Origin of the sequence: Prevotella multiformis (assembly GCF_018127985.1) — a bacterium.
In the GTDB taxonomy this organism is placed as follows: Bacteria; Bacteroidota; Bacteroidia; order Bacteroidales; family Bacteroidaceae; genus Prevotella; species Prevotella multiformis.
In genome coordinates this window covers 253,203-266,378 of record NZ_CP072357.1, presented here as the reverse complement: position 1 = coordinate 266,378, position 13,176 = coordinate 253,203, and the positions used below count along the sequence as shown (strand labels likewise).

Sequence of the window (13,176 nt, the reverse complement as noted above, 5' to 3'; positions counted from 1 at the left end):
TAACCGGCAGTTAATCAGTTGGTTATTAATCCGCTCGCAAAAGGGGCTTGATTGGACTTCAAAAGGGCGTTGGTAACACGCTAAGAGAGCACCTGTTGCAGGTCAATCAGGCATCTTTCAGGAGCCAGAAGAGCATGTCTCGGCTTTGGTTGCATGAAAACTGTTTACAAACACCGATGATATGAGAATAAGTTGTCCGTAGAAGACGGAAAGACATACTGATGGACAGACCTCGTATCTATTTGCCTTTTCTGCATTTTATCGGTTCTTCCGAAATATAGAGTGATAAAGTACAATAGTCCGTTAAATTTTCACGGTTTGCGAAGCTTTCGTCCCTAAGGCAACAGAAATTGTGGCAGAAAGAAAACATGATAAGTCTCTGAAAAAGAGTAGATCAAATAACAATATATAACATGATAAAATCGGCTATCTAATTGATTTTCAGTAATTTTATGGGTTGAAAAAGAAACATAAAGTTTATGCTGATAACCAACTTGATTAGCCGATATATGAAGCTCTGCAAAGCAGCATTCGGTGCCGAAGATGGAGCAAAGTTAAGCAAAAGTATCCAGACAAACGTCATGGAAATGCTTTTTCCTTTGATGGTCATCCCAAGGAGATGCAATTTCACGCAGATGGGACGCTATGGCAATCGTGGCGAGCAGTGCTATCGGCAGACGGCAGAGCGCAGCGTGGACTGGCTTGAGATGAACATGTGGCTGTGTGCTTTCGCCTTCAAACAAGGCAAGGGTCGCAATGCCATCGTCATAGACCCGAGCTTCATCAGGAAGGCTGGGAAGCATACCCCATACGTGGGTACGTTTTGGTCGGGCTGTGCAGGTGCGGTAAAGCACGGTCTTGAGATCCTCGGCATCGGTGTGATAGACGTGGATCTGCATGAGTGCATGATGCTGAAGGCGGTGCAGACCACATTGGAAGAAAGCGAGGAGAAAAAAGAGATGAGCCTGTACGACTGGTATGCCAAGGTGTTGCAGGACGACAAGGTAACCTTACAGCGTATCTGCAAGGTGCTTGTCGCCGACTCAGCCTTCTCCAAAAGACCCTTCATCGACAAGGTTATGAAGATGGGATTCCATGTTGTGAGCCGCCTGCGTCATGACGCAGCCTTGTTCTACACATGGGACGGGAACCCACGGGAAAGCCCGGTCGTCCCCGTGTCAAAGGTGACAAGATTGACGTGAGGAACATCGATATGTCCAAAGTCGAAATGCTTGAGCTGGAGGAGACCTCCGGCAAGGCTTATGCGCTCAGGGCATGGTGCAAGTCCCTGCGCAGGGTCGTTTCGCTTGTCATCCACGAGTTGCCCAATGGCAGTCGGCGCTTGTATTTCTGTACGGACGAGAGCATGGACGGACCCAATGTGGTGGAGTACTACACCACACGTTTCCAAGAGGAGTTTTGCTTTCGCGACGCAAAGCAGTTCCTCGGCCTTACAGATTGTCAGGCACGCGACAAGAGAAAACTTGACTTTGCCTTCTACTCTTCATTCACGGCACTCAATGTGGCCAAGATCATGTGCAGGGAACTTGGCACGTCCGTCGGTCGACTTAAAGCGCAGATGGTCAATGCCTACTATGCGCAACGAATTATTGACGTGTTCGAGAAGAACCCGAACACGCCTTTTAATAAAGAAAGTATTAATGAGATCTTTAGTTTCGAGGATGACGCAGCATAACATTTAACGGACTATTGTTCTGTACAGGCTGCTTGATATATATATGTACTATCTCGTGCTGTCTTTATGTAGACGACCTTTGCACAGTGTCTATCCGCACCTTCCAACGGTCTGTAATCCTTCACGAATTACAAATACTGTATCAGTACCATTGACCGTGTCATGCTTCGCCTGTATAGTCGTTTTCTCTCGTTCTGAGACGCTATCCTTTCCTAGCCTAACGGACTATACTGTATCGCATCTGAAAAAGCTGTCATGTACGATTTGTGTCTATGCAAGTTTCGTTGTCCAACAGTCAGCCAACAGACAAACATCCAGCATTGCCGGGGATACTCCTAATAGCTTTCTCATCAGAAACGTACCTCCTTTCCATTGTTGTAAACAAGTGAACCATACTTTATGCCATCCAACCGCCGGAGCCATCCCTTTAGGAATTTCTTTTGTGCTGGTTGGTTTTGCACAAATCTCAGTATATAGAGCTTTCTCCTCTCTTTCAGCCACGTAAAGAACTCTTTTGGGTCTTGCTTGTTCAAGGCTGCAATAGTCTTCGGGCCTACCACACCATCAGCAAGTACACCCAGCTTTACTTGTGGTATCCTAATTCCATACGCACCCGAAGCCCATACCCAGTCGACCAAGCAATTAGCGATAGACTGATCTTTAATAGCATCTGCCTGCCACTTGTTCCAGAAGTTTTTGCGCATAATCATCTTGGCATCATCAAGGGTTATGAGTTTCAAGTCCTCGACATCTATATCTCCGTCTCGGTCTTTATCATAGCCCAGCCTCTTCCAAGTGGCTATCGTTACACCATACTTCGTTGCCCCTCCTCGGTCTATGGGGTCATTACCGTAAACACCTTCAAAGCTAAATATGAAAGGTGCTAAAACATCTAAATTTGCCATACTCTATTATTTTTGTTCATTATCTTCCATAGTCAGTTTCGCCACCGCAGCCATAACTGCTGAAACTCCAATTAAATATGGGTATATATCCTGCCAACAGTGGGATCCGACAGCACCACCAGCAACCAGAGTCACATGTATAGCAAGGGCGACGCCACTAACTATGGAACCTATATAAATTATTCGCTTAAAGAAGTGGGGAGTTGTAGCCCTCCACCCCCTGAAACAGTCTTAAAACATTTCAAAAAACACCTCCTTTCTGTATATCCGGACGGCCCATTTTGACATCGTTAAGGTGCGTAACCTTAACGTTTATCTCATCGAGCTTATCCTTAATCTCTTCCATACCTTCTTGTGCTTTTCTGTTGTTCTCATTATGGAGCAGGTGGTAGTTATCCACTTGCACCTCCAGAATGGAAAGACGAGAGTTTAACTGTACCCACGTTCCAACGAAAGCAATTATAACCGTGCCCCAAACACCTAAAAGCTTGTTTCGTATTCCTTTATCCATTTGTCATTTTTTATTTTATAGTTAACCCTTAATTCCGCAACTAAATACGTAATTTGGTATTAATATTTTTTATAAGTCTCTGAGGAACAATCGTTTCTCAGAGTTTTGCTATTTGTAGGATTTTCACTAACTTTATGGTGTTAAAAGATCAAAGTACAATCCTACTTAGCATGGCAAAGATAGCAATAAAAAACGAGAACATAACCCCTTATGGCGGTATTTTTTATGTAATGCCTTAAATCCGTAGCATAAAATCTTGCAAGTAATCCAAGTGCCTGATAAACAAAGTCCTCAAAACACTTGGATATGTCAGAATTTTCACCTATCTTGGTGCTGCAAACATAACAAGCAAGCAAAAAACTGACATGACAAGGTAGCAATTAAAAACGAGAATATCACTTCCTTCGGAGGAATTTATCACATCATGGACGTTTTTTCAAAGCTGGGCTTTGAAAAACTTACCGGATCCGTGTTGGGCAGACGCGGATGCAGCGGCAAGGCATTCAGCCATGGAAGCATCCTGGGATCTCTCTTCTTCAGCTACCTTTGTGGCGGGGATTGTCTTGAGGACATCAATGCGCTTACAGGACAGTTCAGGCAGAGACCTGACACGCTGTTGCCCGGTGCCGACACCGTGGAGGCGCGGACTGAAGGCGCTTGCCGAAAAGAATATTGTCTACAGGAGCGAAACCTCCGGCAAGTCTTACAGTTTCAACACTGCAGAGAAGCTGAACACCTTACTTTTACGGATGATACGGAGAATGGGACTTATAAAGGCGGGCAGCCATGTTGGCCTGGACTTTGACCACCAGTTTGTTCCTGCCCGCAAGTTCGATGCAAAGTATTCCTACAGGCAGGACCATGGTTATTTCCCGGGCTGGGCTTCCATCGGGGGCATCATAGTCGGAGGTGAGAACCGTGACGGAAACACCAATGTGAAATTCCATCAGCAGGACACGCTTCGCCGCATCATGGACCGTGTGACCTCCGAGCTTGGTGTTGCGATAGAGCGTTTCCGTGCCGACTGCGGGTCGTTCTCGGAGGGAATCATCCAGACCGTAGAGCAGCGCTGCAACACGTTCTATATACGTGCTGCCAACTGCGGCAGCCGGTACGGGGAGTTCCGCCAGCTGGAAGAATGGAAGAGCGTTGAGGTTGGTTATGAGAGATGCGATGTCACTTCCGTCAGCATGGACAACCTCGTCGAAGGAAAGTCATACAGGCTTGTCGTACAGCGTACTCCCTTGAAAGACAAGCACGGCAGGGAACAGACCGATATGTTCGGAGTGATATACACATACCGCTGTATCCTTACCAACAACCGGACATCTACCGGGAAGGACATCATCACATTCTACAATGAACGCGGGGCGAGCGAAAAGAACTTCGACATACAGAACAATGACTTCGGCTGGGCACATCTGCCCTTTTCCTTCATGGCTGAGAACATGGTTTTCATGATGGTAACCGCCATGCCGAAGAACTTCTATCTCTACCTCGTCCGCCATATCAGCGAAAAGGTCAGACCGTTGAAAAAGACAAGCAGGCTGAAAGCCTTTATCCTGCATTTTGTCAGCGTGCCGGCAAAATGGGTGAGAACAGGAAGGCGGAACGTTCTGAACCTGTATACAAATAAAGCATACTATTCTGAAGTATTCCTTGAATAAGCAGCATTTCTTTGTGGTTATCATATTCCCCATTGGTTTGGGTGGGGGATTTCATGCCCAGGTAAGACCCAGGAAGCCCCGAAAATCCTCATATCAACATATAGAACCTCAAAAAGACATCTCAACATATAAAACCGCCTCACAAGGAAAAACGCTGCGGAATTGAGGAGGTTTATGAATGTTGACTTCGTATTTGCTCCAAGGTCTTTTCCAAAAACTTGTTTGATTCTTTTTTCAAATAGTTCTTTTGAAGGTTTCTTAAAGCCATGAGTATATAAATAATGCTCCACCAAAGGTATTGTCAAGAGAAAATCCTCCTGTGTTGGCATGTATCTTGGTTTTGATTGATCATCTCGAAAATCGCCACCATACCACGCAAGTTCTTGAAGTTTTAAATGCTTCAACAGCTTATCTTTATCAACTCCCCAATATTTTAAGGAATCTATCTCATTCATTTTTATATTTTCGTTGTTCATTAGTTTCTTTACAGCAAGGGTATTATCCTTAGAAGAATTTGATTTACACTGTGCAAAAGTAAGAAGCCCTATTAATAAAGAGCTTATAAACAAGAATCGTTTCATATCTATTTTTGATGTTTTGAATAGAATTATGATATATACCTCATAATGTCAAGGAATAGCACAATGTTATACTACTCACCAGACATACGATGACTTTCGATTTCAACTCCTTCCTGATACCGGTCATATTGCCTTTGTATTATCTTATCGAAGTCCTTTAGGTGGAAGTAATTATTCTTCTTGATGTATGAAATAAAGTCTTTCTGATAGTACAGGGCATATCCAAAACCTTCATTATCACAAGGTGTTCCTATACACTTCTCATACATAAGACCATAATAATACCCGATGTATGCACCAGCCTTGTATCTTTCATCCTTTGTCAGGTCGTCGAACTCTGGTTCATTTTCTAAATCCAACAAATATGATAAATATTCATCCAACATACAGTAATACAGATTCTTTCTGTCAGCATGTTTCAACATATACTGCAGCAGTCCTTGATGAATGAGAAGTCGCCCATCAGCAGCTTTTGAAACAAAGAGTTCCTTGTACTCTTTTCCTATAGGGAGTTCTTCCTCCCCTTTCACTTCATCTATCATCATCTTGTTGATAATATCAGACTTGTCATAGCCGTATTTCAGGAATAACTCACGAAGGAAATCCCTGTCATTATTCATAAGCCAAGTGAGTGCTGCCTTGCTGTCGTGGAAGATGAATTGATTTCTGTAAAAGATACTCTTATCTAAGGAATAGACGATCTTGCCTTTCTCGGTATCCATGTATTCCTCTCCATCTGCACCTTTGACAGTTCCTTTTATGGTAACAACTTGATTAAGTGAAGGTGAAAGAATAACACAATTATATTGAGGTACGAACGTTTGTAAATCCCAAAATATGCCAAAAGTTTGACCATCAGGAACCGCTTTTAAAGCCATGATATTCTTTTGAATACTTCGTTCTTTTGAATTTCCTTTATCTGCATATTTCCAAAAACCATCCTGTATTAGTTCTTTGGAATGTTGGTTCAGATCAACTCCGAATATCTGATATACCCTTTTATAGGCTTCTTGGGAGGGAAGGGGCTTGAACCCACTTCTTATAAGTTCCTGACAAATTAGACGTACAGCCAGGTCAGTACATTTCTCCTGCATATCATTGGGCTGTACTATTATGCCTTCTGGGTCGTCTATTTCGTAATAATCTCTTATCAATTGCTCTTCCATTGGCGATAGTTTATGTGTTAATTGAACTTGACCTTTTACATTCTCAATCTTTTGGCTTTCTCTTGGGTGTTTCTGGCTTACCCCTTTACAGCTAATTGTAAACAATAATGATAAAATAAATAAATAATTCTGTCTCATATATTATATGCTAAATAAGTCTTTTCTTGTTTTGAAGATTTAGCCAATTTCCGTGGTTTACCAAAGATGAGTTTTGTTCCATCGAAATACATCCACTCTTGATACTGATGAGCAAGACGACGGATAAAGTCGAAGTCCGACTCTTCATATTGGCAGATAAAGTCTTTGGTTTCCTTGAATGCAGGATTTAACTCCAACTGCACCTTAGCTTCTGCGCATAGTTTCTTAACCACATCCCCAATGGTTGTGTCATTCCATGAGAAGCAGCTGTGTGCCGTTTCCATTCTGTAAGTAGCAGAGTAGCCAGAAACGATAATACACCCAAAAAGAGGGAACCAAGCACTGAAATTCCAAATGCTTGTAGACTATATCTTCCCCAATTTCCTTTGCTACTTCCCATCATAATGAACTTTTAGATTATTCTTCTTCAAACAATCTTTCAAACTCGTCTTCGGGTAGGAGATAACGCAAGTAATACTCTGCAAACTTATAGTTAACAGAGTCTGGTGTGTTGCGCATACGTTGGACAGCCTTGGGTGGGAGATAAAAATATACCATAATTTCTCCTGGGAAAAGACTATCTTGCCTTAACGCATTCTTATTCCGCTCTTCTATATCATCACCTGAGATAATCCTATGTAGAAAAACTGGCATAGGTTTTTCTTTTGTTCCGTATGATTTATCCTTCCATTGTTTACGATTTACATAGACTGATAGCACCATGTTTGGACGCATTAAGCTATTTTGAACACCAGCTGCATCATGATGACGATTGTAAAGTCCAACAATTTCATCAATTCCTTTAATCCATATCAATTCAAAATTCTTTTTATACTGAGGAATATAATATCTTTTATTGCTGGCATATATTCTCTGACTTTGTTTTTTATCATATTTTATTACTTGGACATAACTTGTCCCTTCTCCTTGCAAGGTTTGATCAAATAGGTTTTCTGGTAAAACGAGTCTAATACTATCCCACTGACTTACGTATGTCTTTGTATATGCTACAGCATCACGATTCCCCTTAAAATGTTCAATGATAGGATTAATAAGATAAAACAAAAGTGGTCCAAGCACTGAAATTCCAAATGCTTGTAATCCGTATCTTCCCCAATTTCCTTTGCTACTTCCCATCATAATGAACTTTTACATTATTCTTCTTCAAACAATCTTTCAAACTCGTCTTCGGATAAGAGATAACGCAAGTAATATTCTGCAAACTTATAGTTAACAGAGTCTGGTGTATTACGCATACGTTGAACAGCCTTAGGAGGAAGATAGAAATCTATCATAATTTCTCCAGGACAACGTCTATCTTTCCTTAATGCGTTCTTATTGCGCTCTTCGATATCATCACCAGAGATAATTCTATGTAGAAAGACTGGCATTGGCTTTTCTATCGTTCCGTATGATTTATCCTTCCATTGTTTACGATTGACATAGACTGATAACACCATGTTTGGACGTATTAAGTCATTTTGAACACCAGCTGCATCATAATGACGATTATAAAGCCCAACAATTTCATCTATACCTTTAATCCATATCAATTCAAAATATTTCTTATATTGTGAAATATAACACTTTTCAAAGCTTGCAAGTATCCTTTGTTTTTGCTTACCATCACCAGTCAAGACTTCTGTTCGATGCGTAAATTCACCAGATGAGAAATCAAATAGGTTAGGGGGTAGCACTATTTTTATACTATCCCACTGACTTACGTATGTCTTTGTATATGCTACAGCATCACGATTCCCCTTAAAATGTTCAATGATAGGATTAATAAGATAAAACAAGAGGGGACCAAGCACTGAAATTCCAAATGCTTGTAATCCGTATCTTCCCCAATTACCTTTATTACTTCCTATCATAATGAACTTTTAGATTATTCTTCTTCAAACAATCTTTCAAACTCGTCTTCAGGTAGGAGATAACGCAAGTAATACTCTGCAAACTTATAGTTAACAGAGTCTGGTGTGTTGCGCATACGTTGAACAGCCTTGGGAGGGAGATAGAAATCTATCATAATTTCTCCAGGAAAACGTCTATCTTTTCTTAATGCGTTCTTATTGCGCTCTTCGATATCATCACCAGAGATAATTCTATGTAGAAAGACTGGCATTGGCTTTTCTATCGTTCCGTATGATTTATCCTTCCATTGTTTACGATTTACATAGACTGATAGCACCATGTTTGGACGCATTAAGCTATTTTGAACACCAGCTGCATCATGATGACGATTGTAAAGTCCAACAATTTCATCAATTCCTTCTATCCAAATTAACTCAAAATATTTCTTATATTGAGGGATATAATATATTTCATTTGCAGCAACTATCCGATTTTTGTCTCTGTAGGATGACAACATCTTAATATGACTTGAACCTTCCTTTATCGATCGTTCTAATAAGTCATTAGGTAGTATGAGTTTTATACTATCCCACTGACTTACGTATGTCTTTGTATATGCTACAGCATCACGATTTCCCTTAAAATGTTCAATGATAGGATTAATAAGATAAAATAAGAGGGGACCAAGCACTGAAATTCCAAATGCTTGTAATCCGTATCTTCCCCAATTTCCTTTGCTACTTCCCATCTGATACTATTTTTGATTTTTCTTTATCTAAAAGATGTATTCTTTCTATACCTTAATTCCGCAGTACAACTTCTTGTGAGAACTCCAAGTGCCTGAGAAACAAAGTCCTCAAAACACTTGGATATGTCAGAATTTTCACCTATCTTGGTGCTGCAAACATAACAAGCAAGCAAAAAACTGACATGACAAAGGTAGCAATTAAAAACGAGAATATCACTTCCTTCGGAGGAATTTATCATATCATGGACGTTTTTTCAAAGTTGGGCTTTGAAAAACTTACCGAATCCGTGTTGGGCAGACGCGGATGCAGCGGCAAGGCATTCAGCCATGGAAGCATCCTGGGCTCCCTCTTCTTCAGCTACCTTTGAGGTGGGGACTGTCTTGAGGATATCAATGCGCTAATTGGGCAGTTCAGGCAGAGACCCGGCACGCTGTTACCCGGTGCCGACACTGTGGGGCGCGGACTGAAGGAGCTTGCCGAAGAGAATATTGTCTATAAGAGCGAAACCTCCGGCAGGTCTTACAGTTTCAACACTGCAGAGAAGCTGAATACCTTACTTTTACGGATGATACGGAGAATGGGGCTTATAAAGGCGGGCAGCCATGTTGACCTGGACTTTGACCACCAGTTTGTTCCTGCCCACAAGTTCGATGCAAAGTATTCCTACAAGCAGGATTTTGGCTATTTCCCGGGCTGGGCTTCCATCGGGGGCATCATAGTCGGAGGTGAGAACCGTGACGGAAACACAAATGTGAGATTCCATCAGGAGGACACGCTCCGCCGAATTATGGACCGTGTAACCTCAGAACTTGGTGTTGTGATAGAGCGTTTCCGTGCCGACTGCGGGTCGTTCTCGAAGGAAATCATCCGAACCGTAGAGCCGCGCTGCAACACGTTCTATATGCGTGCTGCCAACTGTGGCAGCCGACACGAGGAGTTCCGCCAGCTGGAAGAATGGAAGAGCGTTGAGGTTGGTTATGAGAGATGCGATGTCACCTCCGTCAGCATGGACGACCTCATCGAAGGAAAGTCATACAGGCTTGTCGTACAGCGTACTCCCCTGAAAGACAGGCACGGCAGGGAACAGACCGACATGTTCGGAGTGATATACACATACCGCTGTATCCTTACCAACAACCGGACATCCACAGAGAAGGACATCATCACATTCTACAATGAACGCGGAGCGAGCGAAAAGAACTTCGACATACAGAACAATGACTTCGGCTGGGCACATCTGCCCTTTTCCTTCATGGCTGAGAACATGGTTTTCATGATGGTTACCGCCATGCTGAAGAACTTCTATCTCTATCTCATCCGTCATATCAGCGAGAAGGTCAAGCCATTGAAAAAGACAAGCAGGCTGAAAGCCTTTATCCTGCATTTTGTCAGCGTGCCAGCAAAATGGGTGCGCACTGGAAGGCAGAACGTTCTGAACCTATATACAAATAAAACCTACTACTCTGAGGTCTTCCTTGAATAAACAGCATTTCTTTGTGGTTCTCATATTCGCCATTGGTTTGGGTGGGGGATTTCATGCCTAGACAAGACCCAGGAAGCCCCGAAAAACCTCATGTCAACATATAGAGCACCAAAAAGACATCTCAACACATAAAATCGCCTCACAAGGAAAAACGCTGCGGAATTGAGGGATAGCACTAAGATAGGTGAAAATTCTGACATATCCAAGTGTTTTGAGGACTTTGTTTCTCAGGCACTTGGATTTCTCACAAGAAATTGTGCTGCGGAATTAAGGTTAAAATCCAGTTCTCAGCACGGTTTTTTTACTTTTATTGCTGTTTTGCTTGCTTTTATCAGAAACAAAGGCTATATTTGTTGCCTTAATACTTTGAAAGTTATACCGAATGAAGAAGCTACTACTGACCTGGCTCCTTGGACTTGTCAGTCTTAATGCCATCGCACAACAACCCTGTAAATGGGAAGAGTTGCTTGATGAACTCTATGCCAATACCGAAGAAAATACAACAGTGAAGGAGGAAACTTTTGAACTGCTGGCTGGGCTTGCAGAACATCCACTGAACATCAATACGGCAACACGGGAAGAACTGGAACGCATCCCATTCCTGACGGCTGAACAGATTGAGGAACTGCAAGCCTACGTTTACCAGTATCATGGCATGCAGTCATTGGGCGAGCTTGCCATGATTGAATCCCTTGATGTGGTACGCCGCCAGCTTCTTCCTTATTTTGTCTATGTTTCTCCAGCAGAAGAACGCAAACAGTTCCCCTCTCTTAAATCTATATTGAAGGGTGGAAAACACACGTTGATGTTTACTTCTCACATTCCTTTCTATAAGCGGGAAGGCGACCGCAACGGCTATATCGGCTATCCGTATGCCCATTCTTTCCGTTACACTTTCCGTTATGGCGATTATGTCCAGGCAGGAGTTGTGGGTGCACAAGATGCAGGTGAGCCATTCTTTGCACATGGCAACAGTCTGGGTTATGACCATTACAGCTTTTACGTGCTGTTAAGGAAAATGGGACGGATGAAGGCTTTGGCGGCAGGACGATACAAGGTGAATTTCGGACAGGGACTTGTCATCAACAACTCTTTCTCCTTTGGGAAACCTGCCATGCTCTCAACGCTCGGCAGACAGTCCACAGGAATCCATACACATTCATCCCGCTCGGCAGCCAATTATCTGCAGGGAGCAGCTGCAACCGTGGAGATGGCAAAACATCTTGACCTCACAGCTTTCCTTTCCTACCGAACCATTGATGCCACACTCTCTGACAGTGGCACCATCAAGACGACACTCAATACCGGCTATCACCGTACAGAACGGGAGATGAACCGAAAAGATGCTGCCTCGCAGTTTGTCGCCGGGACACATCTGAGCTGGTCATCGGGTGCTTTTCGTGTAGGATTGTCGGCTCTTTACACCTGTTTCGATAAGGAACTGACGCCCAACACCTCATTATATTACCATCATCACGCTCCGTCGGGCAATAACTTCTGGAACGTCAGTGTGGACTATGGCTATCAGCATCCTCGCTGGTCGTTGGCTGGCGAGACGGCAGTGGACGGCAAAGGGAGTATTGCCACAGTGAATAACCTCTCCTTTCAGGCTGCACCTAACCTGTCACTCCTTGCTATCCAACGATATTATGGCTATCAGTACACGGCACTTCTTGCACGTGGATTCGGTGACAACGGAGCGGTTCAGAACGAGAGCGGAATCCTTGTAGGGACCGACTGGAACGTGACACGTGGCTTGTCGCTCATGGCTTACACTGATTTCGTTTACTTCTCACACCCTCGTTTTGGCGCACATACTGCCAGCAAGGCGTGGGACAATCTGCTGATGCTTACCTATATCCGCCAACGCTGGTCACTTCTGGCACGTTACCGGCTTCGGATACGTGAGAAAGACAATACCGAGAAGACTGCCCTTGTGAACGAACTGACGCAGCGCGGACGTTTCTCACTGACTTATTCTGCCGATTCATGGAGTTGTAAAAGCCAGTTGGATATAGCTGCAAGCAGTTATCTCAATCGAAGTTTCGGCTATATGTTAAGTGAGTCAGGCACATGGATGCCGCTCTCATGGCTCAGTCTTACCGGCACATTAGGCTACTTCCACACAGCCGACTTCTCCTCCCGCATCTACATCTATGAGCGTGGTCCGCTTTACTCCTTCAGCTTTCCGTCCTTCTTTGGCAGGGGAATGCGTTATAGTCTCTTTGTACGGGCTGACTTTTCAAGCCATCTTATGCTCATCCTTCGCAGTTCAACCACCCATTACTTCGACCGTAACCACGTCTCTTCCGGGCTTCAGCAGGTCAACTCTTCAACACTAAGTGGACTTGATTTTCAACTTCGATGGCGATTTTAAGTACTTGTCCCGTATGTAATTGCTATCCATAAAGTAGATGGCAGGGGCT

At 43.2% G+C, this 13,176-nt stretch carries 9 protein-coding genes and 4 pseudogenes; 5 read left to right on the top strand and 8 right to left on the bottom strand.

Features of this window, described 5'->3' with window-relative positions:
* Nucleotides 1-509: 509 nt before the first annotated feature.
* Together J4864_RS11760 and J4864_RS11755 are read left to right on the top strand one after the other, a co-directional pair.
* Nucleotides 510-1,202 (top strand): transposase, encoded by a 693-nt coding sequence (locus tag J4864_RS11760; RefSeq protein ID WP_246479413.1) that lies wholly within the window; start codon nucleotides 510-512, stop codon nucleotides 1,200-1,202.
* On the top strand, nucleotides 1,139-1,696 hold the full coding sequence (locus tag J4864_RS11755) for a hypothetical protein (RefSeq protein WP_246479412.1): 558 nt from the start codon (nucleotides 1,139-1,141) through the stop codon (nucleotides 1,694-1,696). Before J4864_RS11760 ends, J4864_RS11755 begins: the two co-directional genes overlap by 64 nt.
* Nucleotides 1,697-2,046: 350 nt before the next feature.
* Here J4864_RS11755 and J4864_RS00985 read toward each other — a convergent pair whose 3' ends face one another.
* Both J4864_RS00985 and J4864_RS00980 read right to left on the bottom strand, forming a co-directional pair.
* Nucleotides 2,047-2,601, bottom strand: a complete 555-nt coding sequence (locus tag J4864_RS00985; RefSeq protein ID WP_007368274.1) for a glycoside hydrolase family 108 protein — start codon at nucleotides 2,599-2,601, stop codon at nucleotides 2,047-2,049.
* Nucleotides 2,602-2,842: 241 nt separating this feature from the next.
* Nucleotides 2,843-3,112, bottom strand: coding sequence for a MerR family transcriptional regulator (locus J4864_RS00980; RefSeq protein ID WP_211814283.1), 270 nt, complete (start codon nucleotides 3,110-3,112; stop codon nucleotides 2,843-2,845).
* A gap of 424 nt (nucleotides 3,113-3,536) precedes the next feature.
* Between J4864_RS00980 and J4864_RS00975 the strand changes: the two are divergent.
* Nucleotides 3,537-4,779 (top strand): annotated as a pseudogene (locus tag J4864_RS00975) (IS1380 family transposase).
* 199 nt (nucleotides 4,780-4,978) lie between these two features.
* Here J4864_RS00975 and J4864_RS11945 read toward each other — a convergent pair.
* The 6 genes and pseudogenes from J4864_RS11945 to J4864_RS00945 all read right to left on the bottom strand — a co-directional run.
* Nucleotides 4,979-5,234: pseudogene (locus J4864_RS11945) on the bottom strand (hypothetical protein); the annotation flags it as partial.
* Between the two features lie 197 nt (nucleotides 5,235-5,431).
* On the bottom strand, nucleotides 5,432-6,664 hold the full coding sequence (locus J4864_RS00965; protein WP_211814282.1) for a hypothetical protein: 1,233 nt from the start codon (nucleotides 6,662-6,664) through the stop codon (nucleotides 5,432-5,434).
* A gap of 23 nt (nucleotides 6,665-6,687) precedes the next feature.
* A pseudogene (locus J4864_RS00960) lies at nucleotides 6,688-6,948 on the bottom strand (contractile injection system protein, VgrG/Pvc8 family); the annotation flags it as partial.
* 133 nt (nucleotides 6,949-7,081) lie between these two features.
* On the bottom strand, nucleotides 7,082-7,804 hold the full coding sequence (locus J4864_RS00955) for a DUF8188 family protein (RefSeq protein WP_211814281.1): 723 nt from the start codon (nucleotides 7,802-7,804) through the stop codon (nucleotides 7,082-7,084).
* A 14-nt stretch (nucleotides 7,805-7,818) separates the two neighbouring features.
* The gene (locus J4864_RS00950) at nucleotides 7,819-8,538 is read right to left on the bottom strand and encodes a DUF8188 family protein (RefSeq protein ID WP_211814280.1); all 720 of its coding nucleotides are present in this window, start codon (nucleotides 8,536-8,538) and stop codon (nucleotides 7,819-7,821) included.
* A 14-nt stretch (nucleotides 8,539-8,552) separates the two neighbouring features.
* Nucleotides 8,553-9,266 (bottom strand): DUF8188 family protein, encoded by a 714-nt coding sequence (locus tag J4864_RS00945; RefSeq protein ID WP_211814279.1) that lies wholly within the window; start codon nucleotides 9,264-9,266, stop codon nucleotides 8,553-8,555.
* Nucleotides 9,267-9,448: 182 nt separating this feature from the next.
* Between J4864_RS00945 and J4864_RS00940 the strand changes: the two are divergent.
* Nucleotides 9,449-10,750, top strand: a pseudogene (locus tag J4864_RS00940) (IS1380 family transposase).
* A gap of 382 nt (nucleotides 10,751-11,132) precedes the next feature.
* Complete coding sequence (locus J4864_RS00935) at nucleotides 11,133-13,127, top strand: helix-hairpin-helix domain-containing protein (protein ID WP_211814278.1); 1,995 nt, start codon at nucleotides 11,133-11,135, stop codon at nucleotides 13,125-13,127.
* Nucleotides 13,128-13,176: the final 49 nt, after the last annotated feature.

Bases quoted from the DNA above. Each gene is read 5' to 3' on its own strand.
- J4864_RS11760 (WP_246479413.1), top strand. From the start codon at position 510: ATGAAGCTCTGCAAAGCAGCATTCGGTGCCGAAGATGGAGCAAAGTTA.
- J4864_RS11755 (WP_246479412.1), top strand. From the start codon at position 1,139: ATGGGACGGGAACCCACGGGAAAGCCCGGTCGTCCCCGTGTCAAAGGT.
- J4864_RS00985 (WP_007368274.1), bottom strand. From the start codon at position 2,601: ATGGCAAATTTAGATGTTTTAGCACCTTTCATATTTAGCTTTGAAGGT.
- J4864_RS00980 (WP_211814283.1), bottom strand. From the start codon at position 3,112: ATGGATAAAGGAATACGAAACAAGCTTTTAGGTGTTTGGGGCACGGTT.
- J4864_RS00965 (WP_211814282.1), bottom strand. From the start codon at position 6,664: ATGAGACAGAATTATTTATTTATTTTATCATTATTGTTTACAATTAGC.
- J4864_RS00955 (WP_211814281.1), bottom strand. From the start codon at position 7,804: ATGATGGGAAGTAGCAAAGGAAATTGGGGAAGATACGGATTACAAGCA.
- J4864_RS00950 (WP_211814280.1), bottom strand. From the start codon at position 8,538: ATGATAGGAAGTAATAAAGGTAATTGGGGAAGATACGGATTACAAGCA.
- J4864_RS00945 (WP_211814279.1), bottom strand. From the start codon at position 9,266: ATGGGAAGTAGCAAAGGAAATTGGGGAAGATACGGATTACAAGCATTT.
- J4864_RS00935 (WP_211814278.1), top strand. From the start codon at position 11,133: ATGAAGAAGCTACTACTGACCTGGCTCCTTGGACTTGTCAGTCTTAAT.